This window comes from Pseudomonas khorasanensis, assembly GCF_014268505.2.
GTDB lineage: Bacteria > Pseudomonadota > Gammaproteobacteria > Pseudomonadales > Pseudomonadaceae > Aquipseudomonas > Aquipseudomonas khorasanensis.
Window position 1 is genome coordinate 23,560 of record NZ_JABWQP020000006.1, and the last position, 24,467, is coordinate 48,026.

Here is a 24,467-nt window from a genome sequence, read left to right on the forward strand (position 1 = left end):
GGCAACTGCAAACCCTCTGACCGATCGGCGCACAAGTGCACAAATAAGCGCTCGCCCCGCTTGCGCGGCCCTCGCGCCCTCACTAACGTAGCGGCTTTATTGCGTCCCCAGCCTTATACCCCGCAGGAGCTTCGCCATGGCCTCGCCAGCCCTTACACATTTTCTTCCCCGGTTCGGCGTTGCCGCAGCAGTGGCCGGTGTCCTCGGCCTGTCCGGTTGCCAGACCTGGAACGCCCAGGACAGCCTGCCGCCGGCTTCCGGTGTGCAACCGCTCAAGGGCCTGGCGCAGAACGTTTCGGTGCGGCGCAATGCGATGGGCATGCCGTTGATCGAAAGCAACAGCTTCCATGACGCCCTGTTCAGCCTCGGCTACGTCCACGCCAGCGACCGCATCAATCAGATGGTCACTCTGCGCCTGTTGGCCCAGGGACGTCTGGCGGAAATGTCAGGCGCGTCAATGCTCGACGCCGACCGCTACATGCGCGCGGTCAGCCTGAAGAAAAGTGCCGGCGAGTTGTACAAGGCCTCGTCGCCACGGCTCAAACGGTTCTTCGAGGTCTATGCTCGGGGCGTCAACGCTTACCTGTTCCGCTACGCCGACAAATTGCCGGGCGATCTCGCCGCCAGCGGTTACAAACCGGAATACTGGAAACCGGAAGATTCGGCGCTGATTTTCGTGCTGTTGAATTTCAGCCAGTCGGCCAACCTGCCGGAAGAAATTGCCTCGCTGGTGCTCGCGCAAACCGTGACCAGCGACAAACTCGCTTGGCTGAGCCCGTCGGCACCTGACGAAAATCTGCCATTGGCCGAAGCCGACAAACTGCAAGGACTCAAGCTCAACGGACAGATCCCGGGTCTGGCTGAACTGAGCAGCGCCAGCCAGCAACTGTCGGCGCTGAACCTGCTCGGCACGCCCACTTCCAGCAACTGGGCGATCGCCCCGCAACGCAGCCGCAGCGGCAAGAGCCTGCTGGCCAGCGACGCGCACGGGCCGCTGGCCGCACCATCGCTGTGGAGCTTCGTGCAAATCCGCGCGCCTAAATATCAGGCGGCCGGCGTTACGGTAGCTGGCTTGCCGATGGTCCTCGGTGGGTTCAACGGCAAAGTGGCGTGGAGCATGACCAGCGTGCTTGGCGACAATCAGGATCTGTTCCTGGAAAAGATCCGCCGTCAGGGCAGCAGCCTGACCTACGAGGTCAATGGCAAATGGCAGGCGCTGGGCGTGCGCAACGAAACCTACTTCGTCAAAGGTCAGCGGCCGATTCGCGAAGCGGTGTATGAAACGCGCCACGGCGCCCTGCTCAACAGTGCCCGGGTGGCGGCGCAGGGCAACGGTTTCGGCCTGGCGTTGCAGACGCCGGGTTTGACCGATGACAAAACACTGGACGCCTACTTCGACCTGACGCGCGCGCAAAACGTCGAGCGCGCCTCGGATGCCAGCCGCGAAATCCGCGCGATCACCCTGAATCTGGTGTTCGCCGATGCGAGCAATATCGGCTGGCAAGTCACCGGACGTTTCCCCAACCGCCGCGAAGGCGAAGGCCTGCTGCCCTCGCCGGGCTGGGACGGTCGTTATGACTGGGACGGTTACGCCGACCCGATGTTGCACCCCTACGATCAGGACCCGGCACAAGGCTGGCTCGGCACCGCCAACCAGCGCGTGATCCCGGATGGCTACGGCATGCAGCTGTCGAAATCTTGGGCAGCACCAGAGCGCGGCGAACGGCTCGCCCAACTGGCGGGCGCGGGCAAACACGACAGCCGCAGCGTGATTGCCATGCAGTACGACCAGACCACGACCTTTGCCGAAAAACTGAAAAAAGTCTTCGAGGCGCCGGGCATGAAGCAGCCGTTGAAGCAGGCCATCGATGCCCTGCCCGACGCTGATCGCAGCAAGGCACGCGAAGCATTCACCCGCTTGATGGCGTTCGACGGCAAGCTCAGCCCGACCTCGGCCGATGCGGCGGTTTATGAACTGTTTTTGCAGGAAAGCATGAAGCAAATGTTCCTCGACGAACTCGGCCCTGAGTCGAGCGCTACGTGGAAAGCGTTTATCGCAAATGGCGATTTGTCCTACGCAGCGCAGGCCGACCATTTGCTGGGCCGTGAAGACAGTCCGTTCTGGGATGACGTTCGCACGCCTCAGAAAGAAGACAAGGCTACCCTGCTCGCCCGCAGCCTCGCCGCTGCGATCAGCGCTGGCGACAGCCTGTTGGGCGGCGATCACAAAGCCTGGCAGTGGGGCAAATTGCACAGCTACGTCTGGAAGAATGCCAACGGCCAGACCGTGCGCGGGCCAGTCGCAGCGGGTGGTGATCACACGACGTTGAACACCGCGGCGTTCGCCTGGGGTCAGGACTTCAGCACGACGCGTGCACCGTCGATGCGCTTTATCGTCGACTTTGGTCAAAGTGAACCGCTGATGGCTCAGAACGGTACGGGGCAATCGGGGAATCCGTTGAGCCCGAACTACCTGAACGGGATCGATGCGTGGCTCAAGAGCCAGTACATTGGCTTGCCGATGCAACCGCAGAACTTTGATCGGGTGTATGGCAAGGCGCGTTTGACCCTCACGCCCGCAAAATAATCCAGACCGCCCACTACCTGATCGTTCCCACGCTCTGGTGGGAATGATCCATCCGCGCACGGGTACGATCAACCAAGGGAGAGGGCTGGGGTGAGGGTTGCGGTTGAAAACCGATAGAACTTCCATCCCCACGTCAGCCTCATACTTAACAAGCCCTCCATTCTGGTCACGACATGGATCTTGTTATCGCCCGACCCGAAGGTCTCTACTGCCCCGCCGGGGATTTCTATATCGATCCGTGGCGGCCGGTCGAGCGTTCGGTGATCACCCATGCCCACGGCGATCACGCGCGAACCGGCAATCAGCATTACCTCTCAAGCAGCGCCAGCGAAGGGATTCTGCGTTCGCGCCTGGGGCACGACATCAATCTGCAAACCCTCGACTACGGCCAGCGCCTGACCCATCACGGTGTCACCTTGAGTTTTCACCCGGCCGGCCATGTGCTCGGTTCGGCGCAAGTGCGTCTGGAATATGGCGGCGAAGTCTGGGTCGCGTCCGGTGATTACAAAATCGAGCCGGACGGCACCTGCGACCCGTTCGAACCGGTGCGTTGCCACACCTTCATCACCGAATCGACCTTCGGCCTGCCAATCTACCGCTGGCAGCCCCAGGCGCAGGTGTTCAGCGAGATCAACGAATGGTGGAAAGCCAATATCGCCGCCGGCAAGGCCAGCGTGCTGTTCTGCTACTCCTTCGGCAAGGCCCAGCGGATTCTCCACGGCATCGATGAAAACCTCGGGCCGATCCTCAGCCACGGCGCGGTCGAACCCTTGAACCGCGTCTATCGCGAGGCCGGCGTGTACCTGCCGCCGACCATCTATGCCGGCGACGTGAAAAAAACCGATCCGGTGATGCGTCAGGCGCTGATCATCGCCCCGCCCTCGGCCGGCGGCAGCACCTGGATGCGGCGCTTCGGCGAATACAGCGACGCCTTCGCCAGCGGCTGGATGCGCCTGCGCGGCACCCGTCGGCGGCGCGGTGTGGATCGCGGCTTTGTCCTGTCCGACCATGCCGATTGGCCCGGCCTGCTGTGGGCGATCGAGCAGACCGGCGCGGAACGGGTGATGGTCACGCACGGATCGATTGGCGTGCTCGTGCGTCACCTGCGCGAAAAAGGCCTCGACGCCCAAGGCTTCAGTACCGAATACGGCGATGACGAAGAGGACAACATCACCGCCGAACCGACCGTCGCCGAGACGTCCGCATGAAAGCCTTCGCCGAGTTGTACACCGAACTCGACGCGACCACGTCGAGCAACGCCAAACTGGCGGCCATGCAGGCCTACTTCGCTCAAGCCGCGCCCGAAGACGCCGCGTGGGCGGTTTACTTTCTCTCCGGTGGTCGCCCCCGGCAACTGGTGCCGGTGCGCATCCTGCGTGAGCTGGCAGTCGACGTTTCGGGGCTGGAGCCTTGGTTGTTCGAAGAAAGTTATCAAGCCGTCGGCGACCTGGCCGAGACCATTTCACTGGTACTTGCGGAAAATTCGCACAGCTCCGAGGCCGGTCTCGCCGAATGGATCGAGGACAAACTGCTGCCACTGCGCGGCGAAACCCCTGAATACCTGGCGCGACAACTGCCGATGCTGTGGGCGCAACTCGATCGGCCAAGCCTGATGCTGTGCATCAAGCTGATTACCGGCAGTTTCCGAGTAGGCGTGTCGAAGTTGCTGGTCACCCGCGCACTGGCGTCGATGGCCGGGCTCGACAGCAAGCGCGTGGCGCAACGTCTGGTCGGTTACACCGATCTGTCGAACCGGCCGAACGCCGCCAGTTACCTGAAACTGATCGCCCCGGAATCTGCCGACGAACACGCCCAGCGCGGCGGCCAGCCTTACCCGTTCTTCCTCGCTCACGCCCTGGCGCAACCGGTCGAGGCGTTTGAAGCTCTGCTCGGGCCGGCAATGGACTGGCAAGTGGAATGGAAGTGGGACGGCATCCGCGCCCAGGTGGTCAAGCGTGACGGGCGGCTGTGGGTATGGTCGCGCGGCGAAGAACTGGTGACGGAGCGCTTTCCCGAATTCGATGTGCTGGTGCACGGTTTGCCCGACGGCACGGTGATTGATGGCGAAATTGTGGTGTGGAAAAGTACCCATCCGCGCACCGAAGACGCTTTCGATCCCGAGTCGCCAGAGCCCCCGGCGGTGCAACCATTTGCCTTGCTTCAACAACGGATTGGCCGCAAAACCCTCGACAAGAAAATCCTTGAGGATGTGCCCGTGGTGCTGCTCGCCTACGACTTGCTGGAATGGCAAGGGGAAGACTGGCGCAACCAGCCTCAGGTCAAACGGCGCGAGCAATTGGAAAAAGTCATCGCGCGTTGCGACAGTCCGGTGTTGCTGCCCTCGCCCGTGCTGACCGGCGAGGACTGGTTTGACCTCGGCCGACAGCGTGAAGCGTCACGCAAACTGGGCGTCGAAGGCATGATGCTCAAGGCTCGCGACTCGTTGTATGGCGTGGGCCGGACCAAGGACATGGGCGTGTGGTGGAAGTGGAAAGTCGAACCGTTCAGCGTCGATGCCGTGTTGATTTATGCCCAGCGCGGGCATGGTCGCCGCGCCAGCCTTTACAGCGATTACACCTTCGCCGTGTGGGACGGCCCGCCGGAGTCGAGCCAACGCTCGCTGGTACCGTTCGCCAAGGCGTATTCGGGGTTGACCGACGAAGAGATGCGCCAGGTCGACAGCATCGTGCGCAAAACTACGGTGGAAAAATTCGGTCCGGTCAGCAGCGTCAAGCCCAGCCTGGTGTTTGAACTGGGTTTTGAAGGTATCGCCCTGTCGCGGCGACACAAAAGCGGCATCGCCGTGCGCTTCCCGCGAATGCTGCGCTGGCGCAAGGACAAGACCGTGGAAGAGGCCGATAGCCTCGCCACCCTGCAGGATCTGTTGGCCTGACCCATTCTCAATAACACCGCGAACCCCGGTGGCGAGGGAGCTTGCTCCCGCTCGACTGCGCAGCAGTTGCAAAGCCTGCAACCTGAGTATTGCAGGATAAACGCCGGGGAGTGCTTCGCCCTCCAGCGGGATCAAGCTCCCTCGCCACCGGAAATCGCGGCCCAAATTCGCGTCGCGTTCCGAAACAGTGCAACGAAAACGCCATGCCCTTTTCCGGGCACCCATTGCGCTCGTCTCTCCCCGCCCGACCTTTTAAAACACTTGTTCGGGACTCTGGTTCGGAAATTGCTACTTTCTATAGGTCGTAAGCGTTGCAGTAACAATAATTCTGCGCCACAAGCGCTCATATTGGTTCTTAGGGATTGAATAATGAAAAAAGCATTGCTGACCCTTTCTGCACTGGCGTTGTGCATGGCCGCCGGCTCCGCGCTGGCCAAGGAATACAAAGAGCTGCGCTTTGGCGTTGACCCTTCGTACGCACCGTTCGAGTCGAAAGCGGCCGATGGCAACCTGGTGGGCTTCGACATCGACCTGGGCAACGCAATCTGCGCGGAGCTGAAGGTCAAGTGCAAATGGGTGGAAAGCGACTTCGACGGCATGATCCCGGGCCTCAAGGCCAACAAGTTCGACGGCGTGATCTCGTCGATGACCGTTACCCCGGCGCGGGAGAAAGTCATCGACTTCTCCAATGAGCTGTTCTCCGGCCCGACCGCTTACGTGTTCAAGAAAGGCTCCGGCCTGAGCGCAGACGTCGCTTCGCTCAAGGGCAAAACCGTCGGCTACGAGCAAGGCACCATTCAGGAAGCCTACGCCAAAGCCGTACTGGACAAGGCCGGCGTGAAAACCCAGGCGTATCAGAACCAGGATCAGGTTTACTCCGACCTGACCTCGGGCCGCCTCGACGCTGCCATCCAGGACATGCTGCAGGCCGAACTGGGCTTCCTCAAGTCGCCTAAAGGGGAAGGCTACGAAGTCAGCCAACCGGTCGACAGCGAATTGCTGCCTTCCAAAACCGCCATCGGTATCAAGAAAGGTAACACTGAGCTGAAAGCGCTTTTGGATAAAGGTATCAAAGCGTTACACGACGACGGCAAATACGCCGAGATCCAAAAGAAACACTTTGGCGACCTGAACCTGTACAGCGGCAAATAATGCCCCGGCGCCCATCCTCGATGGGCGCCTTTTCCATCCGCTCGGGTTGCTGATTTATGTTCGAAAACCTCCTGCAAAATCTGGGGCTCTCTGCGTTCAGCCTTCAGGGCTTCGGCCCGTTGCTGCTGCAAGGCACCTGGATGACCATCAAATTATCGGCGATGTCGTTGCTGGTGGCCGTGCTGCTCGGCCTCCTCGGCGCCAGTGCCAAACTGTCCAAAGTCAAACTGGTGCGCCTGCCCGCCCAGCTCTACACCACACTGATTCGCGGGGTGCCGGACCTGGTGCTGATGCTGCTGATCTTCTACAGCCTGCAAACCTGGCTGACGACTTTCACCGATTACATGGAATGGGAATACATCGAAATCGACCCGTTCAGTGCCGGCGTGCTGACGCTGGGCTTCATATATGGCGCGTATTTCACCGAAACCTTTCGCGGCGCCATCCTTGCCGTACCGCGCGGCCAGGTCGAAGCCGCCACTGCCTACGGCCTCAAACGTGGTCAGCGCTTTCGCTTCGTGGTGTTTCCGCAAATGATGCGCTTCGCCCTGCCGGGCATCGGCAATAACTGGATGGTGATGCTCAAGGCCACCGCACTGGTATCGATCATCGGCCTGGCCGATCTGGTCAAAGCCGCGCAGGACGCCGGTAAAAGCACTTATCAACTGTTCTACTTTTTGGTCGTTGCCGCGCTGATCTATCTGCTGATCACCAGCGCATCCAACGTCATCCTGCGCTGGCTCGAACGCCGCTACGCCGCGGGCGCCCGGGAGGCCGTGCGATGATCGAACTTCTGCAGGAATACTGGAAAGCCTTCCTTTATACCGACGGCCAGAACATCACCGGGCTGGCGATGACGATGTGGCTGTTGACCGCCTCGATCTGCATCGGCTTCATCGTCTCGATTCCGCTGTCGATTGCCCGCGTCTCGCCGCACTTCTACATCCGCTGGCCGGTGCAGTTCTACACCTACCTGTTTCGCGGAACGCCGCTCTACATCCAGCTGCTGATCTGCTACACCGGTATCTACAGCCTCGCCGCCGTGAGGGAGCAGCCGATTCTCGACAGTTTCTTCCGCGATGCGATGAACTGCACAATCCTGGCGTTCGCCCTGAATACCTGCGCCTACACCACCGAGATTTTCGCCGGTTCGATCCGCAGCATGAACCATGGTGAAGTCGAGGCGGCCAAGGCTTACGGTCTGACGGGTTGGAAGCTGTATGCCTACGTAATCATGCCCTCGGCGCTGCGCCGTTCGTTGCCGTACTACAGCAATGAAGTGATCCTGATGCTGCACTCGACCACGGTGGCTTTCACCGCGACCATCCCGGATATTCTGAAAGTCGCGCGGGACGCCAACTCGGCGACCTTTCTGACTTTTCAATCCTTCGGCATTGCCGCGCTGATCTACCTGACCATTACCTTTGCGCTGGTCGGCCTGTTCCGTCTTGCCGAACGCCGATGGCTGGCCTTCCTCGGGCCGACTCACTAGGACCGGCTTCAGAAATAAAGAGATAAAAATGCGCCACCAGATACATGACCTGCTGGCCCCGCTGCCGGGGACCGCACGACAGATTCACAGCTTCCACCTCGGCCCCGAGCAGGCCAAGGGCAAGATTTACATCCAGTCATCGCTGCATGCCGACGAACTGCCCGGCATGCTCGTCGCCTGGCACCTCAAGCAACGGCTGGCCGAGCTGGAAGCTGCGGGGCGCCTGCGCAGCGAGATCGTGCTGGTGCCGGTGGCCAACCCGGCTGGCCTGGAACAAGTGCTGATGGACGTGCCGCTGGGCCGCTACGAATTCGAGAGCGGGCAGAATTTCAATCGCTGGTTCGTCGACCTCAGCGAAGAAATCGGCAACGACATTGCGACGAAGCTCGGCGATGACCCGCAGCACAACCTTGAAGTGATTCGCGCCAGCCTGCGCCACGCCCTCGCCCGCCAGACGCCGACGACGCAACTGCAGTCCCAGCGACTGACCCTGCAACGGCTGGCCTGTGATGCCGACATGGTGCTGGACCTGCACTGTGATTTCGAATCGGTCGTGCACCTTTACACTACACCCGAAGCCTGGCCGCAGGTCGAGCCGTTGGCGCGCTACATCGGCTCGCAGGCAAGTCTGCTGGCTACCGATTCCGGTGGGCAGTCGTTCGATGAGTGTTTCACCCTGCTGTGGTGGCAGTTGCAGGAGCGCTTCGGCGACCAATTCGACATTCCGCAGGGCAGCTTCTCGGTCACCGTCGAATTGCGTGGCCAGGGCGACGTCAGTCACCCGCTGGCCAGTCGCGACTGCCAGGCGCTGATCGATTATCTGATCCAGTACGACGCCATCGTCGGCGAAACCAAACCGCAGCCGCCCTTGCCGTTCCCCGCCACGCCATTGGCCGGCGTGGAACCGGTGACCACGCCGGTTGGCGGGTTGCTGGTATTCACCGCCACGGCCGGGCAATACCTGGAAGCCGGCCAGCAAATCGCCGAAATCATCGACCCGATCAACGATCGCGTCACGCCCGTTCGCAGCACCTCTGCCGGCCTGCTGTACGCCCGCTCGCTGCGGCGCATGGCCACCGCCGGCATGGTCATTGCCCACGTCGCGGGCGCCGAAGCCTATCGCAGCGGCTACCTACTTTCGCCTTGAGGATGCTCGTCCCATGTACAAACTGACCGTTGAAGGCCTGCATAAAAGCTATGGCGACCATCAGGTGCTCAAAGGCGTTTCGCTCAAGGCGAAGACTGGCGACGTGATCAGCCTGATCGGCGCCAGCGGCTCGGGTAAAAGCACCTTTCTGCGCTGCATCAACTTTCTCGAACAACCCAACGACGGCGCCATGAGCCTCGACGGCCAGGCCATCCGCATGGTCACCGACCGCCACGGCCTGCACGTCGCCGATGCCGATGAACTGCAACGCCTGCGCACGCGGCTGGCGATGGTGTTCCAACACTTCAATCTGTGGAGCCACATGACGGTGCTGGAAAACATCACCATGGCTCCGCGCCGGGTTTTGGGTTGCAGCAAGCAGGAAGCCGACGACCGCGCCCGGCGCTATCTCGACAAGGTCGGCTTGCCGGCGCGAGTGGCAGATCAGTACCCGGCGTTTCTTTCGGGTGGTCAGCAGCAACGCGTAGCGATCGCCCGGGCGCTGGCGATGGAGCCGGAGGTAATGCTGTTCGACGAACCGACTTCGGCGCTGGACCCGGAACTGGTCGGTGAGGTGTTGAAAGTGATTCAGGGTCTGGCCGAAGAAGGCCGGACGATGATCATGGTGACGCACGAAATGAGCTTTGCGCGCAAGGTGTCGAGCCAGGTGCTGTTTTTGCACCAGGGTCTGGTTGAAGAAGAAGGCGCGCCCGAGGAGGTGCTGGGCAATCCGAAAAGCGAACGCCTCAAACAATTCCTGAGCGGAAACCTGAAATAAAGTTTGCCACACACCCTGTGGGAGCGAGCCTGCTCGCTCCCACAAGGGAATCCATCGACCGACAAAGTTAAACTTGTCCGCCCGCTTCGCTGTCTCTGAAACAACCCCTCCAGAGCGCACGCAGCCGGCATGGCGAAATCCCCCGACCTTGCAAAAACCTGGTTCAGCGCCCGCGACTGGAAGCCGTTCGCCTTTCAGAAACAGGTGTGGGCAGCGGTAAAAAATGGCGAATCCGGGCTGCTTCACGCCAGCACCGGCGCCGGCAAGACCTACGCGGTGTGGTTTGCCGCGCTCAATCGCTTCGCTCGCATACCTCCGTCCGTAGCGACGCCGCGCAAACGCAAACCGCCGGCCGAACCGCTGACCGTGCTGTGGATCACGCCAATGCGCGCCCTCGCCGCCGACACCGCGCGCGCGCTACAAACTCCGGTCGATGATTTGCAGATTCCATGGAGCATCGGCCTGCGCACCGGCGACACCAGCAGCAGCGAACGCGCCCGTCAGGGCCGGCGCCTGCCAACCACGCTGATCACCACACCGGAAAGCCTGACACTGCTGCTCGCCCGAGCGGATGCACGTGCTGCTTTGTCGACATTGCGCATGATCGTAGTGGATGAATGGCACGAATTGCTCGGCAATAAACGCGGCGTCCAGTTGCAACTCGCCCTCGCCCGCCTGCGTTATTGGCAGCCGGACCTGATCGTCTGGGGTGTTTCCGCTACGCTCGGTAACCAGTCCCACGCCGAGCAAGTGCTGATCCCACAGGGCGGCGGCGTCAGTGTTCAGGGCAAAAGCGAAAAAACGCTGCAGGTCGATACCCTGCTCCCACCCGCTATCGAGCGTTTTCCATGGGCCGGGCACATAGGTCTAAAAATGCTGCCGCTGGTCGTGGCTGAACTGGATGCCTGCGCCAGCAGCCTGGTGTTCACCAACACCCGGGCGCAATCGGAAATCTGGTATCAGGCGTTGCTGGAAACGCGCCCGGACTGGGCCGGATTGATTGCGTTGCACCACAGTTCACTGTCGCGCGACACCCGCGACTGGGTCGAGCAGGCCTTGAAGAACGGCCAGTTGAAAGCGGTGGTCTGCACGTCCAGTCTGGACCTGGGTGTTGATTTCCTGCCGGTCGAGCGGGTGCTGCAAATCGGCTCGGCCAAAGGCGTTGCGCGGTTGATGCAGCGTGCCGGGCGTTCCGGCCACGCACCGGGGCGCACCTCGCGCGTGACGCTGGTGCCGACGCACAGTCTTGAGCTGATCGAGGCCGTTGCCGCGCGTGACGCGGTCGAGCAGCGCCGAATCGAACCACGCCTGTCACCGCACAAGCCGCTGGATGTCCTGGTTCAGCATTTGGTCAGCATGGCCCTTGGCGGTGGGTTTATTCCTGAGGAGCTGTACGAAGAAGTCCGTGGGGCCTGGGCTTATCGCGACCTGACACCGGCTGACTGGGCCTGGGCGCTGGCGTTCGTACGTCATGGCGGAATGTCGCTGACGGCGTATCCGGATTATCGCCGGGTCGAGCCGGACGAGAACGGCGTCTGGCGCGTGCCGGATGCACGTCTGGCGCGGCGCCACCGCATGAGCATCGGCACCATTGTCAGCGATGCCAGCATCAACCTGAAGTTCTGGAGCAAGGGCGGCGGTGGCAAACAGTTGGGCAGCGTCGAGGAAGGCTTTATCGCCCGGCTCAAACCCGGCGATGGCTTTCTCTTCGCCGGCCGCTTGCTGGAGCTGGTGCGGGTGGAGAACATGACCGCCTACGTCAAACGCAGCACCGCGAAAAAGGCCGCCGTGCCGCGCTGGAATGGCGGACGCATGCCGTTATCCAACGAGCTGGCCCAAGCGGTGGTTGCGCGCTTCAGCGCTGCCGCTGAGGGAGCGTTCAATGGCCCGGAAATGCGCGCGCTGCGGCCGTTGCTGGAAACGCAGATCCGCTGGTCCGGCTTGCCCACCACGGAAAATCTGCTGGCCGAGGTGCTGAAGTCCCGCGAAGGCTGGCACCTTTTCCTCTATCCCTTTGCCGGACGTCAGGTGCATCTGGGGCTGGCAAGCTTGCTGGCGTGGCGCGTCAGTCAGCGCCAGCCGGTGACCTTCTCGATCGCGGTCAATGATTACGGTCTGGAATTGCTCAGTGCCACGCCGGTAGATTGGACGGCGCAGCTCGACGCACGTCTGTTCAACGCAGACGACCTGTTACTGGATGTGCTGGCGAGCCTCAATGCCGGCGAACTGGCGCTGCGCCGCTTTCGCGAAATCGCGAGGATTGCCGGGCTGGTGTTCGCGGGTTATCCAGGGGCGCCGAAAAGTACGCGGCAGGTGCAGGCGTCCAGTGGTTTGTTCTTCAATGTGTTCAAGCAGTATGACGCCGACAACCTGCTACTGGCCCAGGCAGGGGAAGAAGTCCTACGCGAAGAACTGGATATTCGGCGTTTGGAACTGACGTTGGCGCGTATCAATGAGATGAAACTCGACGTGCATCAGATCAAGCGTCCTACACCGCTGGGATTCCCCCTGCTGGTGGAGCGGATGCGCGAAAGCATGAGCTCGGAAAAACTGGCTGACAGGATCAGAAGAATGGTCGGTGACCTGGAAAAAACCGCTGATAACGGAAAATCGTCGTGAATACAGCGTACCCGGTGCGCCTGGCCGGCGAAGAGTTATGGTTGTTGCCAGAGAAAGCCCTGTACTGGCCAGCCCAAGAAGCGCTATTGATTGCAGACGTGCATTTCGGCAAGGCGGCGGCCTATCGCAGCCTCGGGCAACCAGTTCCGCATGGCACGACGGCGAGCAATATCGAAGTCATCGACGCGCTGCTGGCCAGGCTGCCGTGCCGACAATTGATCTTTCTCGGTGACTTCCTCCACGGGCCTGGGTCTCACGCGGAAAATACGCTGAAAGCCTTGGCACAATGGCGTGAGCGGCACGCTGGGCTGCCGATGACATTGATTCGCGGCAATCACGACAAGCGCGCGGGCGATCCACCCGCCTCGTTGAATATCCGCGTGGTGCCCGAACCGCTGTTGCTCGGGCCGTTCGCCTTGCAGCATGAACCCGATCCGCATCCCGAACGACACGTGCTCGCGGGCCATGTGCACCCGGTCTATCGACTGCACGGCAAAGGGCGACAGAGCTTGCGCCTGGCCTGTTTCAGGCTGGGTGAGCGCATCAGCCTGATGCCGGCGTTCGGTGCGTTTACCGGTGGTTTTCAGGTCGAGCGCGACGAAAGCTGCAGAGTCTTTGTGATTGGCGACAACGAAATATGGCCCGTCAGTTAGATCTCATATGGATCTGACTGCCGGGCCATATCTGCACCAGTGGATCAGGCGACAGGCGCCGGAGGCGGTTCGTCCGGCAGTGTGGGCTCGCCGGGTTCGGTCGGTTGTTCGTAGGGAGTATCGGGATCCGGCTGACCGGGGACACCGGACAGGCTCAAAGATGGATTCGCCAATAGCGACCAGGCCAGTACGCCTATCTGATTGGGCTCAAGCCTTGCCAGTTCAGCGCTGATTCGCGGGTCGATCTTCATAGGGCACTCCTCGTTGAAGGCCCGTCTTTGTCTGAAACGAAAAACGGGCAGTACACCCCATAGAGTGTCTGCCCGCAAAAGAATTCCCGACATCCGTCGGACGGCAACTCAGGTACGCGGCAATGTCACGCCACGCTGGCCCTGGTATTTGCCGCCGCGATCCTTGTAGGAAACCTCACATTCCTCGTCGGATTCGAGGAAGAGCATCTGTGCCACGCCTTCATTGGCGTAGATTTTCGCCGGCAGATTGGTGGTGTTGGAGAACTCCAGCGTCACGTGGCCTTCCCACTCGGGCTCGAGCGGGGTGACGTTGACGATAATGCCGCAACGGGCGTAGGTGCTTTTACCCAGGCAGATGGTCAGCACGTTGCGCGGAATACGGAAGTACTCGACGGTGCTGGCCAGGGCGAAGGAGTTCGGCGGGATGATGCAGACATCGCTGTGGATGTCGACGAAGCTGCCGGCGTCGAAGTTTTTCGGATCGACGATGGCCGAGTTGATGTTGGTGAACACTTTGAAATGGTTGGTGCAACGCACGTCGTAGCCGTAGCTCGACACGCCGTAGGAAATCACCCGGCTGTCGTCGCTGCCGCGCACCTGGCGCTCGACGAACGGTTCGATCATGCCGTGTTCCTGCGCCATGCGGCGAATCCACTTGTCCGATTTGATGCTCATGGCGGGTTTGTCCTGAATAGCGAGGTGGAAAAATTCTGTCCGGCATCTTACCGGGCGCGTCGCCTCGTTCAAAGTGCGCAACGCAATTCTCGGCGAACACCCCGTATTTACGCGCTGTGGCGACGAACCGTCGCACCGTCGATCCCTAAAACACAGAAACCTTTGCAAGAAACATTGGCACGTTCCGGAAAAACGGTTAAGGTGGCGTCACTGTGTTGCTTGTGTCACTGAGAATCTCTACACGATATGTTGAATTTCGATCCAACCATCTACAAGAATTTTTCCTGCTCTTTGCACTCAGTCTCGGCCAGGGTTCTTCCTGAGTCGCAGTTATCTTTGTTCAAGGAGTTACACCATGTCTAATCGCCAAACCGGTACCGTTAAGTGGTTCAACGATGAAAAAGGCTTCGGCTTCATCACCCCACAATCCGGTGACGACCTGTTCGTTCACTTCAAAGCTATCCAATCCGACGGCTTCAAAAGCCTGAAAGAAGGCCAACAGGTTTCTTTCATCGCTACCCGCGGTCAGAAAGGCATGCAAGCTGAGGAAGTACAAGTTATCTAACTTGTAGCTTCTTTAGAAAAAAGCCCCGCCCTCAAAAGCGGGGCTTTTTTGTGTCTGCGTGTTTTGTTCGCCCCTCTTTTTGCCTCCGCTCTATATGATCCGCGCCCCGGAATCACATGGAAGAAGCAGGATGCAATTCATCTCTTGGAACACATTCAACGCACTGCTGTTGGCGTTCGCACCGTCTCTCAATGCAGAGACAAAATCTGATCACCCTACGGTGATCCTTGACATGAACCCTCGCGCGACCTATTTGGCGAAAGGGCCAGAAGTCAATGGCCACTCTTCGATGCAGCTTAGAGGAGCAGCACTCCTGACACTCTCTACCCCTCATGCTTGCGGGAGCAACGAGGTCTACCTGACCCCAGAATCATTGGGCATCCCAACCGAATCATTTCGCCGCGCACTCGGCGAAGTCCAAGACTTGATCGACCAAAAAATCCCCCTGATTCTGACGCTCTCAGCTTGTGAGCGAAAACGCGCCTTCTTCGAAAAGGTACGCCCCTGCACTCCAGAGGAGTGCGCAGACCTGACGAACCCTCTGGCAGACGACAAGCTTTATCTGGACGAGCACCTCAAGCCGATCGGCGAAGGCCTGGCGTTGTACTACCTGCAAATGCCAATGCCCTATGACGAAGAAAAACAGGCGTGGCAAGCACAAATTTTTTACCGGGACACGCGAAGTCTACGCAGCGAGCATTACGTCGACAGAGAAGACTTCGCTTCAGCGAAACCCGTTCTGACATACAAAGCTTACTATCGAAACGGAAAACCCCGCCGGACCTACCAGAATGATGCTAACGGCCTGCGTCAGGGCGAGGCGCTGACGTATTCCGATCAAGGCGTCGTCATCAAGCGTGAAAACTACCTCAACAACCATCTCGACGGTTGGCAATTTATCTATCACGAAAATGGCAAAGTCGCTGAGTCTTATAATTGGCATCTGGGCAAGCACGTAGATGGCGAGTACCTCGAATACGACGAGAACGGGGCGCTGATCGGGCGCAGCAGCTATCGAAATGACGTTCTCCACGGCCCTGCCCTTGGATACCATCCGAATGGACAGATCAAGTACGAAACGGTTTTCATCAACGGCACATCTCAAGGACCGGATAATTCTTATTTTGACAACGGAGCCATTAAGACTTTGCGCAACAACGTCGACGGAAAGCCAGATGGCTGGTTAACCACTCACTTCATCGACGGGACTGTCAAAGAGAAACAGTTTTATAAGGACGGCGTTCAACGAAGCTATGAGCAATGGAATGAGCAAGGCAAGCAAACCTTGCAGTGGCAGTGGGATGAAAAGCATCGCCAACAGGGCGACTTCAAACAGTGGTATGCGACCGGCCAGCTCAAAGAACATCGAAAATACAAGAACGACAAGCTTCACGGAGCATCCGCGACATGGCACGAAAACGGTGGGATGGCTTCATTTACCGATTATATCGAGGGTGCCGCGCATGGCCCGATGCGCTTCTTCAGGAAAGACGGCAGCCTGAGCTACGAATGCCATTACCAGATGGGCATCAAGCAGGGAGAATGTGTTTCGATTCCCACCAGCAAGACCAAAGCAGAAAGCTGACAATGAAGCCCCGCAATCACGGGGCTTTCTCCTTTGTATCAGTAGGCCTTACCAAGCCACGCCAAACCCTGCGGTGTAACGGGTCTTGTTCAAATCCGCATCGTTGGTGCCGCTAATAATGTCGCGCTCCGCCTTGAGATTGAGCGAGGCCCAGTCCGTAACCTTGTAGCGCAAGCCCAGCTCCGCATCCAGCGCGTAGTCCGCAACACCCGACAACGGCTTGCCGACTTCACCGTTGGTGAAGAACTCGACCTTCTTGCCGATCAGGTAGCGGTTGTAATCCCACTTCATGGCAACGGAATAGAAATTGTCCTTGCTGCCATCGCGATATTCGTAATCGGTGCGGTTGAGCAAGGAGCCCAGCGAGAATGCGCCCAGCTCGTCATCCCAGAACTGGTAGCCCGGACCGGTACCTACCACACGCTGACGCGAAAGCTCCTCGACGTGGTCGCGTTTGTAATTCAAACGGCCCTGCCAGAACCACTGGTCTGTCAGGAAGCGGTCGAGGGAGTATTCGGCGCGCCAGTTGTTGGTGGTGGTTTCTGTATCCTGGACTTCGCGGTTGTACTCGCCCTCGGCAGTGTGACGCCAGCGGCCATGACGCGCCGAGGTCTTGAAGCCCACGTCGTAGTCATCGGTATCTTTCTCTGCCCGCTGATAATCCAGCGCCAGATCGACATTGCCCTTCCACACCAGGTCGGTGACGATCGGCTTGGGCTTGAGAATCTGTTGAATGCTCGCCAGCTCGACCGTTTTCGGCGCATCGCCGTTGGCCAGCGTGACCTTGCCATCGTCCGCCGCCGTCAGCGACTTGGACACTTCACCGGTGTAGGCGTCCTGCTTGACCAGCAATTGCTGATCACTGTCCAGCGTCTTGACCTCTTTCCAGTCAATGCTGACCGCACCGGCGTATTTGGTCTGAATCAACAGCTTGCCGCCGTCGAACACAGTGATCGTCCCGCTCAACTTGTCACCGTTTTTCAACCAGACGGTGTCGGCAAGCAAGGGCGTGGACGCGCTGAAAACAGCAAGGCACAACAGGGTTCTGGGGAACATAAGTAGATCGACGACTCAGAGTGGCGAAAAAAGTCGGCATTATCCGTAGGATTCAGGCCATGACAAGGACTGACCGGACTATTTCAATTGAGTTCATTTCTCAACTGCGCCGCCAGCGATTACCCTTGTTAACCTCAACACGCCCACGCTCAGGAACCGCGTACGTGAAAGACCCACTCGACAGCGTTGAGAACGACGCGCAAATCCGACGCACGGCGCTCTACTCGACGCTCGCCCAAGTACCTGAAGGGAAGGTCGTCAGTTACGGTCAGCTAGCCGAACTGGCCGGATTGGGCCGCGCCGCCCGCTGGGTCGGCCGCACCCTGAGCCAATTGCCCGGTGACACCAAGTTACCTTGGCACCGCGTGCTGGGCGCTGGCGGGCGAATCAGCTTGCCCGTGGGCAGCCCCTCCGGCGATGAACAGCGCGCCCGATTGCGCATGGAAGGCATTACCGTCCTGAACAATCGTGTGGATATTCGGCGCCATGGCTGGCGTCCGGTAGAGCACAGCGGTTAGAGTGCGCGCTTTGTTTTCGCAATTTTGAGGCAGACTTCAGCCCATGCCCCGTAAAACCTGGCGCGCCGCGCTCGCCGCCTATGCCAGTCCTTCGACGCTCGTGCTGTTGTTGCTCGGTTTTGCCGCCGGCCTGCCGTACATGCTGGTGTTCTCAACGCTGTCCGTGTGGTTGCGTGAAGCGGGCGTTGCCCGCGAAACCATCGGCTACGCCAGCCTGATCGGTCTGGCCTACGCGTTCAAATGGGTCTGGTCACCACTGCTCGACCAATGGCGCCTGCCCTTGCTCGGCAAGCTTGGCCGTCGCCGTTCCTGGCTGGTGCTCTCGCAGACGCTGGTCATTCTCGGGCTGATCGGGATGGGTTTCTGCGACCCGCAAAAGCATTTGTCCTGGCTGATCGCCATTGCCGTCGTCGTCGCTTTCGCTTCTGCCACCCAGGACATTGCGGTAGACGCCTATCGCCTGGAAATCGCCGACGACAGTCGCCAGGCCGCCCTCGCCGCCAGTTACATGTCCGGCTATCGCGTTGCCGCCCTGCTTGCCACCGCTGGCGCACTGTTTTTCGCGGAAGGCTTCGGCTCCACCGGTTTCAACTATAAACACGCGGCCTGGACCGGCACTTATGTGCTGTTCGGCGCATTGATGGTGCCGGCGCTGCTGACCACGATCTTCATGCGTGAGCCGCCCGTGCCGCTGCGCACGCAATTACAGGCCGGGCGCTACACGTTCATGCATCAACTGATGTCGGTGTTCGTGCTGATCGTGCTGCTGGTGTCAGTGCCGGCGATGTTTACGCAGCTCTACAACACCGATTTCGCGGGCGTGCTGTTTGGTGACATGAGCCCGCTCGACCTGCTACTCGAAGACCGCGCCTTCCTGCGCGCCATCCTCTATACACTGCTGACCGGCCTGTGCCTGTCAGCCATGGGACGGCGCGGGCTGGCGCCGGTCCTCACGCCGATCAATGATTTCATTCTGCGCTACCGCTGGCAGGCACTATTGCTGCTGGGCCTGATCGCCACGTATCGGATGTCGGATACGGTGATGGGCGTCATGGCCAACGTGTTCTATATCGATCAGGGTTTCACCAAGGATCAGATTGCCAGTGTCAGCAAGATCTTTGGCCTGATCATGACCCTTCTGGGCGCCGGCATGGGCGGCCTGCTGATCGTGCGTTTCGGCATCCTGCCGATTCTGTTCATCGGCGGCGTCTCGTCGGCCGCCACCAACCTGCTGTTCGTGATGCTTGCCGACATGGGCCCGAACCTGCAAATGCTGGTCGTGACCATTTCCCTCGACAATTTCAGTTCAGGTCTGGCCACATCGGCATTCGTCGCCTACCTGTCGAGCCTGACCAACCTGAAGTTCTCGGCGACGCAATATGCCCTGCTCAGTTCGATCATGCTGCTGCTGCCGCGCCTGATGGGCGGCTATTCCGGCGTACTGGTCGAGAAGTTCGGCTATCACAGTTTCTTCCTGATTACTGCGCTGCTCGGCGTGCCGACGCTCGTATTGATTGCCGTGCACTGGTTTCAGGAGCGCCGCCGCGAAGGCCCGACGCCAGCGGACGAGCCCGCACCGACGCCAATCCCGGAAGAATTGTAGGACGCTTCGCCAATGGCGGGAGCAATCCCGCCGCTGGACCTCGCCGCTGGCCACACTTCTGTACGTCAGCAAAACTCGCCGGTACACTGCTCCGTCATTTCCAGTCAAAGCAACCGACAACGGCCAACCATGCGCACCAGTCAATTTTTGCTCGCCACACAGAAAGAAACGCCTTCCGATGCGGTCGTGATCAGCCACCAGCTGATGCTGCGTGCCGGCATGATCCGCAAGCTGGCCTCGGGCCTGTACACCTGGCTGCCGATGGGCCTGCGTGTGATGCGCAAGGTTGAAGCCATCGTTCGCGAAGAAATGAACGCTGCCGGCTCTCTGGAAGTGCTGATGCCGAGCACCCAACCGGCCGAGCTGTGGCAGGAATCGGGGCGCTGGGAAGAATACGGCCCTGAGCTGCTGCGCATCAAAGACCGCCACGGTCGCGACTTCTGCGCGGGCCCGACCCATGAAGAAGTGATTACCGATCTGATGCGCAACGAATTGAGCAGCTACAAGCAGCTGCCAATCAACCTGTACCAGATCCAGACCAAATTCCGTGACGAAATCCGCCCACGCTTCGGTTTGATGCGCGGCCGCGAATTCATCATGAAGGACGCCTACTCGTTTCACGCTGATCAGGCTTCGCTGCAGGTCACCTATGACCGCATGCATCAGGCCTACTGCAACGTATTCACCCGTCTGGGATTGAAATTCCGTCCGGTTGAAGCCGACAACGGTTCGATCGGCGGCGCCGGCTCCCACGAGTTCCACGTATTGGCCGAATCGGGCGAAGACGACATCGTGTTCAGCAACGGTTCCGACTACGCGGCGAACATCGAAAAAGCCGAAGCCGTGCCACGGGAAACGTCCCGTCCGGCTCCGACCGAAGAGCTGCGCCTGGTCGACACCCCAGACACCAAGACCATCGCGGCGCTGGTGGAAAAATTCAGTCTGCCGATTGAAAAGACCATCAAGACGCTGATCGTCCACGCGGAAGAAGAAGGCAAGCTGATTGCCCTGATCATCCGTGGCGACCACGAACTGAACGAAATCAAGGCTGCCAACCAGCCAGGCGTGGCCAGCCCGCTGGTCATGGCGTCCGATGCCGAACTGCGCGACGCGATCGGCGCCGGCGCGGGCTCCCTTGGGCCGCTGAACCTGCCGCTGCCGATCATTATTGATCGCTCGGTCGAGTTCATGAGCGACTTCGGTATCGGCGCGAACATCGACGACAAGCACTACTTCGGCGTGAACTGGGAGCGCGATCTGCCGGTTCCGACCGTTGCAGACCTGCGTAACGTGGTCGCCGGCGACCCTAGCCCGGACGGCAAAGGCACGCTGGAAATCAAGCGCGGCATCGAAGTCGGTCACATCTTCCAGCTGGGCAACAAGTACAGCAAGGCGATGAAGTGCGAAGTGCTGGGCGAGAACGGCAAGCCTGTGACCCTGGAAATGGGTTGCTACGGCATCGGCGTGTCCCGCGTGGTGGCTGCGGCCATCGAGCAGAACAACGACGAAAACGGCATCATCTGGAGCGACACGCTGGCGCCATTCCAGATCGCACTGGTACCGCTGCGCTATGAAACCGAGCAGGTGCGCGAAGCCACCGACAAGTTGTACGCCGAACTGACGGCGGCCGGCTTCGAAGTGCTGCTGGACGATCGCGACAAGAAAACCAGCCCGGGCATCAAGTTCGCGGACATGGAGCTGATCGGCATTCCACACCGGATCGTGGTCAGCGACCGCGGTCTCGCCGAAGGCAACCTGGAATACAAGAGCCGTACCGAAGGCGAGGCGCAAGCGCTGCCGGTGGCCGATGTTGTGTCCTTCCTTCAGGCCCGTATCCGCCGCTGAAACCAGTAGAGACGTCATGTTCAAGCGAAACACCTTAGGCCTCGGCGCCGCCGCCCTGTGCGGCGCCCTGCTGGTCAGCGGCTGCGCCAACCACATGTCGCAACGCAGCGAGCACGAAGAGCGGGTCGAGCGAAAACTGCTCGACCACAGCCTGCAGATTGATGTCGGCGAGCCCAAGGTGCTTGAGCTGCCGCAGCGGCGCGTGAAGATCAACGAGCAGAAGACTTTCGAAGTCACCGAGTTCGAAGTCACCCGCCGGTACGACCGCTACACGCCTTATCAACCCTGGCGCGAGGTCTACGAGATTCCGCTGGGTGCGGTGGCCGTGGTTGGTGGCGTCGGCGCCAACGTGGTCAACGTTTTCGCCCTTGGCAATCTGCCAGACAGCGTCACCAGGGATTGGCTGAGCTACGGTTTCGCCGGGCTCAACCCGTTCATGAACGTGCAGTCCAATGGTCGCGCGCAGCAAAATCTGGCCGGGATCGATGAAGTCCAGCGCGACAAGCGCACGGAGTATTCGAGCCTGCCATGGAGCGAGCGGCCAGTGCAGGTCAAGGCCGGCAAGCAAACCTTCGACATGACCACGGACCGTAACGGCGTGCTGCGCCTGAATCTTCTGGACAGTCCGTTCGCCGAAAATGACCTCAATCATGTCGGCAGACTGCAAATCAGCGTGGAAGATGCCAAGGACGATGTGCATTCCGACTCGACACTGATGCTCAGCGGTAACTTGCGCGGCAAGTTGCTGGAGGCTCACGGGCTGATTTACGACGACCTGGAAGATGACGAGGTGAGCCAGTGGGTGCACCGGGTCAAACGCCTGTCGGAGCTGGGCCTGGAAGAAGAAGCCAGCGAACTGGAACAGAGCCTGATTGAACTCACGCGCAACGATCCCGAGTTGCAGGCCGAGTTTCTCAAGTCGTTGACCAAGGATGCAGGTCGGTTGGTGGCGGATCCGGGACCGAATTAAAAAGCTTCGCGAGCAGGCTCGCTCCCACAAGGGAAATGCATTCCAAATTGTGGGAGCGAGCCTGCTCGCGAAGAGGTCCTGAAAAACGCCACGTAGCTACCGCTCAAACAACTCCATCTGCTCAAACCCACCGCGCAGATCCTCAAGCCGCACCCCCACTCCCAACAACCGCACCGGTTTGCCGCCGCGATTGAACGCCTGCGTCAGCATCAACTGATAGCTGCCCAAATCCCGCCCAGCCCCTGCCTGTTCGAGGGTCGTCTGGGTAAAGTCGTGAAACTTCACTTTGACGAATGGCTTGCCCGGCCGGTAGCTGCTGTCGATTCGGGCCATGCGGGTTTTGAGGGTTTCCAGCAGCTCAGGCAATTTATCCAGACAGCTGCGTAAATCCGGCAGATCCGTGTCGTAGGTATTTTCGACACTGATCGACTGACGTCGGCTGTCGTTGTGCACCAGCCGGTCATCAATCCCACGGGCCAGATTCCACAATCGCTCGCCAAAACTTCCGAATTCGCGCACCAGCGCCAGCCTGCCCCACTCACGCAGATGCTGGCAGTCGACAATGCCCAGCTTGCCGAGCTTGTCAGCAGTGACCTTGCCGACACCGTGCAATTTGCTCACGGGCAAACCGCTGACGAAGTCTTCGACCTGATCCGGGGTGATCACAAACAAGCCGTTGGGTTTCTTCCAGTCACTGGCAATCTTTGCCAGAAACTTGTTTGGCGCCACGCCTGCGGACACGGTGATGTGCAACTGGTTGGAAACGCGACGACGAATGTCCTGAGCGATGCGCGTGGCGCTGCCGCCGAAATGAGCGCTGTCCGACACATCCAGATAGGCCTCGTCCAGCGACAGTGGCTCGATCAGGTCGGTGTAATCGGCAAATATCGTGTGAATTTCTTTTGAGGCTTCGCGGTAGGCGTCCATGCGCGGCTTAACGATAGTCAGGTCCGGGCACAGCTTCAGCGCATGCCCCGAAGACATCGCCGAGCGAACGCCGTAAGCCCGGGCTTCATAATTGCAGGTCGCGATCACGCCACGCCGGTCCGCCGAACCGCCCACCGCCAATGGCTTGCCGGCCAGACGCGGGTCATCGCGCATTTCAATGGCGGCGTAGAAACAATCGCAGTCGACGTGGATGATTTTTCGCTGAGTCATGTCAGAAAAGTAAACGTGGCGAACCGGATCGTCAGTATCTCACTGGCACCTGTATATAGCACCAGTGGTCTGAATGTTCTTTCCGACCGGTAGGAAAAAGCGCCTGAATTTATTTTCTCAATCGAACGTCACCTGCCAATAGAGCTGGAAGCCTTGCCCCGCCTGCCTTGCGGCGCGACGCAAGCATCACCAATAACGCTAAGCGATTGAAGCCCAACGGTTTTATCTGAATTGAGGGTTGACACAGTGGCGATCCTCTGTAGAATGCCGACACACAGACGCGGGATGGAGCAGTCTGGTAGCTCGTCGGGCTCATAACCCGAAGGTCGTCGGTTCAAATCCGGCTCCCGCAACCAAACATCAAAAAAGGCTACTCGAAAGAGTGGCCTTTTTTGTGCGCGTCTGTTTTAGCGCCACTCTCCTGATCAGGTTCAGGGTTGAAGCGCAACCCTTTGGATTTCCGCAGCTTAGGCTTCACCTGCGACCGATTGACGCGATTCCCCGCTTATTCGAACCTTTACGGGATTATCGGTTGACACCTCGTCGTTCGCCTGTAGAATGCCGCCACACAGACGCGGGATGGAGCAGTCTGGTAGCTCGTCGGGCTCATAACCCGAAGGTCGTCGGTTCAAATCCGGCTCCCGCAACCAAACATCAAAAAAGGCTACTCGAAAGAGTGGCCTTTTTTGTATCTGTCGAAAAAGTCCTTTCGCAACAATGATCTGTCACTGTGCAGTGAACCGCTGGGGATCATCAGAGGCAGCCACTCGCGACCATCCTTGAGTCGCAGACGAGGCCTCTGCAATCCAGGAACTGCCCTCGCCGATGTCAGGTGAGAGGCGTAGTATTTTGTGATTATTTTTTTCTACAGGGATTGGTAACTTGGCTGGATACCTCCATCCTGTCGCGCACAATCCAAG

At 59.7% G+C, this 24,467-nt stretch carries 20 protein-coding genes and 2 tRNA genes; 18 read left to right on the forward strand and 4 right to left on the reverse strand.

What is annotated here, in order from left to right; all coding sequences use genetic code 11:
• The first annotated feature begins 136 nt into the window (after positions 1-136).
• The 10 genes from HU727_RS14895 (at position 137) to pdeM (ending at position 13,321) form a co-directional block, all read left to right on the forward strand.
• Positions 137-2,587: a penicillin acylase family protein gene (locus HU727_RS14895; protein ID WP_186534314.1), complete on the forward strand. Its 2,451-nt coding sequence runs from the start codon at positions 137-139 to the stop codon at positions 2,585-2,587.
• Positions 2,588-2,760: 173 nt separating this feature from the next.
• Complete coding sequence (locus HU727_RS14900) at positions 2,761-3,795, forward strand: ligase-associated DNA damage response exonuclease (protein WP_186534315.1); 1,035 nt, start codon at positions 2,761-2,763, stop codon at positions 3,793-3,795.
• Positions 3,792-5,480, forward strand: coding sequence for an ATP-dependent DNA ligase (locus tag HU727_RS14905; RefSeq protein ID WP_186534316.1), 1,689 nt, complete (start codon positions 3,792-3,794; stop codon positions 5,478-5,480). Before HU727_RS14900 ends, HU727_RS14905 begins: the two co-directional genes overlap by 4 nt.
• Before the next feature lie 369 nt (positions 5,481-5,849).
• Positions 5,850-6,632 (forward strand): transporter substrate-binding domain-containing protein, encoded by a 783-nt coding sequence (locus tag HU727_RS14910; protein ID WP_186534317.1) that lies wholly within the window; start codon positions 5,850-5,852, stop codon positions 6,630-6,632.
• A gap of 56 nt (positions 6,633-6,688) precedes the next feature.
• Positions 6,689-7,417 carry an ABC transporter permease gene (locus HU727_RS14915; protein WP_186534318.1) on the forward strand — a complete coding sequence of 243 codons (729 nt, stop codon included), beginning with the start codon at positions 6,689-6,691 and terminating at the stop codon, positions 7,415-7,417.
• Complete coding sequence (locus HU727_RS14920) at positions 7,414-8,124, forward strand: ABC transporter permease (protein ID WP_186534319.1); 711 nt, start codon at positions 7,414-7,416, stop codon at positions 8,122-8,124. The genes HU727_RS14915 and HU727_RS14920 overlap by 4 nt, the downstream gene beginning before the upstream one ends.
• A gap of 28 nt (positions 8,125-8,152) precedes the next feature.
• Positions 8,153-9,271, forward strand: a complete 1,119-nt coding sequence (locus HU727_RS14925; protein ID WP_186534320.1) for a succinylglutamate desuccinylase/aspartoacylase family protein — start codon at positions 8,153-8,155, stop codon at positions 9,269-9,271.
• A 13-nt stretch (positions 9,272-9,284) separates the two neighbouring features.
• Positions 9,285-10,049: an ABC transporter ATP-binding protein gene (locus tag HU727_RS14930; protein ID WP_186534321.1), complete on the forward strand. Its 765-nt coding sequence runs from the start codon at positions 9,285-9,287 to the stop codon at positions 10,047-10,049.
• 129 nt (positions 10,050-10,178) lie between these two features.
• Positions 10,179-12,668 carry a ligase-associated DNA damage response DEXH box helicase gene (locus HU727_RS14935; RefSeq protein ID WP_186534322.1) on the forward strand — a complete coding sequence of 830 codons (2,490 nt, stop codon included), beginning with the start codon at positions 10,179-10,181 and terminating at the stop codon, positions 12,666-12,668.
• Positions 12,665-13,321, forward strand: a complete 657-nt coding sequence (gene pdeM / locus HU727_RS14940; protein ID WP_186534323.1) for a ligase-associated DNA damage response endonuclease PdeM — start codon at positions 12,665-12,667, stop codon at positions 13,319-13,321. The genes HU727_RS14935 and pdeM overlap by 4 nt, the downstream gene beginning before the upstream one ends.
• Before the next feature lie 44 nt (positions 13,322-13,365).
• Here pdeM and HU727_RS14945 read toward each other — a convergent pair whose 3' ends face one another.
• Both HU727_RS14945 and dcd read right to left on the reverse strand, forming a co-directional pair.
• Positions 13,366-13,572 carry a hypothetical protein gene (locus HU727_RS14945; RefSeq protein WP_186534324.1) on the reverse strand — a complete coding sequence of 69 codons (207 nt, stop codon included), beginning with the start codon at positions 13,570-13,572 and terminating at the stop codon, positions 13,366-13,368.
• Between the two features lie 108 nt (positions 13,573-13,680).
• Positions 13,681-14,247, reverse strand: coding sequence for a dCTP deaminase (dcd, locus tag HU727_RS14950; RefSeq protein WP_007904652.1), 567 nt, complete (start codon positions 14,245-14,247; stop codon positions 13,681-13,683).
• Positions 14,248-14,602: 355 nt separating this feature from the next.
• Between dcd and HU727_RS14955 the strand changes: the two genes are divergently transcribed.
• Together HU727_RS14955 and HU727_RS14960 are read left to right on the forward strand one after the other, a co-directional pair.
• A complete protein-coding gene (locus HU727_RS14955; protein ID WP_002554837.1) occupies positions 14,603-14,812 on the forward strand; it encodes a cold-shock protein in 210 nt (69 codons plus the stop codon).
• Positions 14,813-14,942: 130 nt separating this feature from the next.
• Positions 14,943-16,397, forward strand: a complete 1,455-nt coding sequence (locus HU727_RS14960; RefSeq protein WP_225919844.1) for a toxin-antitoxin system YwqK family antitoxin — start codon at positions 14,943-14,945, stop codon at positions 16,395-16,397.
• Between the two features lie 48 nt (positions 16,398-16,445).
• Here HU727_RS14960 and HU727_RS14965 read toward each other — a convergent pair whose 3' ends face one another.
• Positions 16,446-17,453, reverse strand: coding sequence for a DUF481 domain-containing protein (locus HU727_RS14965; RefSeq protein WP_186534325.1), 1,008 nt, complete (start codon positions 17,451-17,453; stop codon positions 16,446-16,448).
• Positions 17,454-17,617: 164 nt separating this feature from the next.
• Between HU727_RS14965 and HU727_RS14970 the strand changes: the two genes are divergently transcribed.
• The 4 genes from HU727_RS14970 (at position 17,618) to HU727_RS14985 (ending at position 22,389) form a co-directional block, all read left to right on the forward strand.
• The gene (locus HU727_RS14970; protein ID WP_186534326.1) at positions 17,618-17,971 is read left to right on the forward strand and encodes an MGMT family protein; all 354 of its coding nucleotides are present in this window, start codon (positions 17,618-17,620) and stop codon (positions 17,969-17,971) included.
• Positions 17,972-18,014: 43 nt separating this feature from the next.
• Positions 18,015-19,574, forward strand: a complete 1,560-nt coding sequence (locus tag HU727_RS14975; protein ID WP_186534327.1) for an AmpG family muropeptide MFS transporter — start codon at positions 18,015-18,017, stop codon at positions 19,572-19,574.
• A gap of 129 nt (positions 19,575-19,703) precedes the next feature.
• Positions 19,704-21,419: a proline--tRNA ligase gene (locus tag HU727_RS14980; protein WP_186534328.1), complete on the forward strand. Its 1,716-nt coding sequence runs from the start codon at positions 19,704-19,706 to the stop codon at positions 21,417-21,419.
• 16 nt (positions 21,420-21,435) lie between these two features.
• A complete protein-coding gene (locus HU727_RS14985) occupies positions 21,436-22,389 on the forward strand; it encodes a hypothetical protein (protein WP_186534329.1) in 954 nt (317 codons plus the stop codon).
• A gap of 96 nt (positions 22,390-22,485) precedes the next feature.
• On the opposite strand, the gene dinB is transcribed toward HU727_RS14985, so the two are convergent.
• Positions 22,486-23,547: a DNA polymerase IV gene (gene dinB / locus HU727_RS14990; protein WP_186534330.1), complete on the reverse strand. Its 1,062-nt coding sequence runs from the start codon at positions 23,545-23,547 to the stop codon at positions 22,486-22,488.
• 279 nt (positions 23,548-23,826) lie between these two features.
• Between dinB and HU727_RS14995 the strand changes: the two genes are divergently transcribed.
• Together HU727_RS14995 and HU727_RS15000 are read left to right on the forward strand one after the other, a co-directional pair.
• Positions 23,827-23,903 (forward strand) — tRNA-Met (locus tag HU727_RS14995).
• A gap of 217 nt (positions 23,904-24,120) precedes the next feature.
• Positions 24,121-24,197 (forward strand) — tRNA-Met (locus HU727_RS15000).
• Positions 24,198-24,467: the final 270 nt, after the last annotated feature.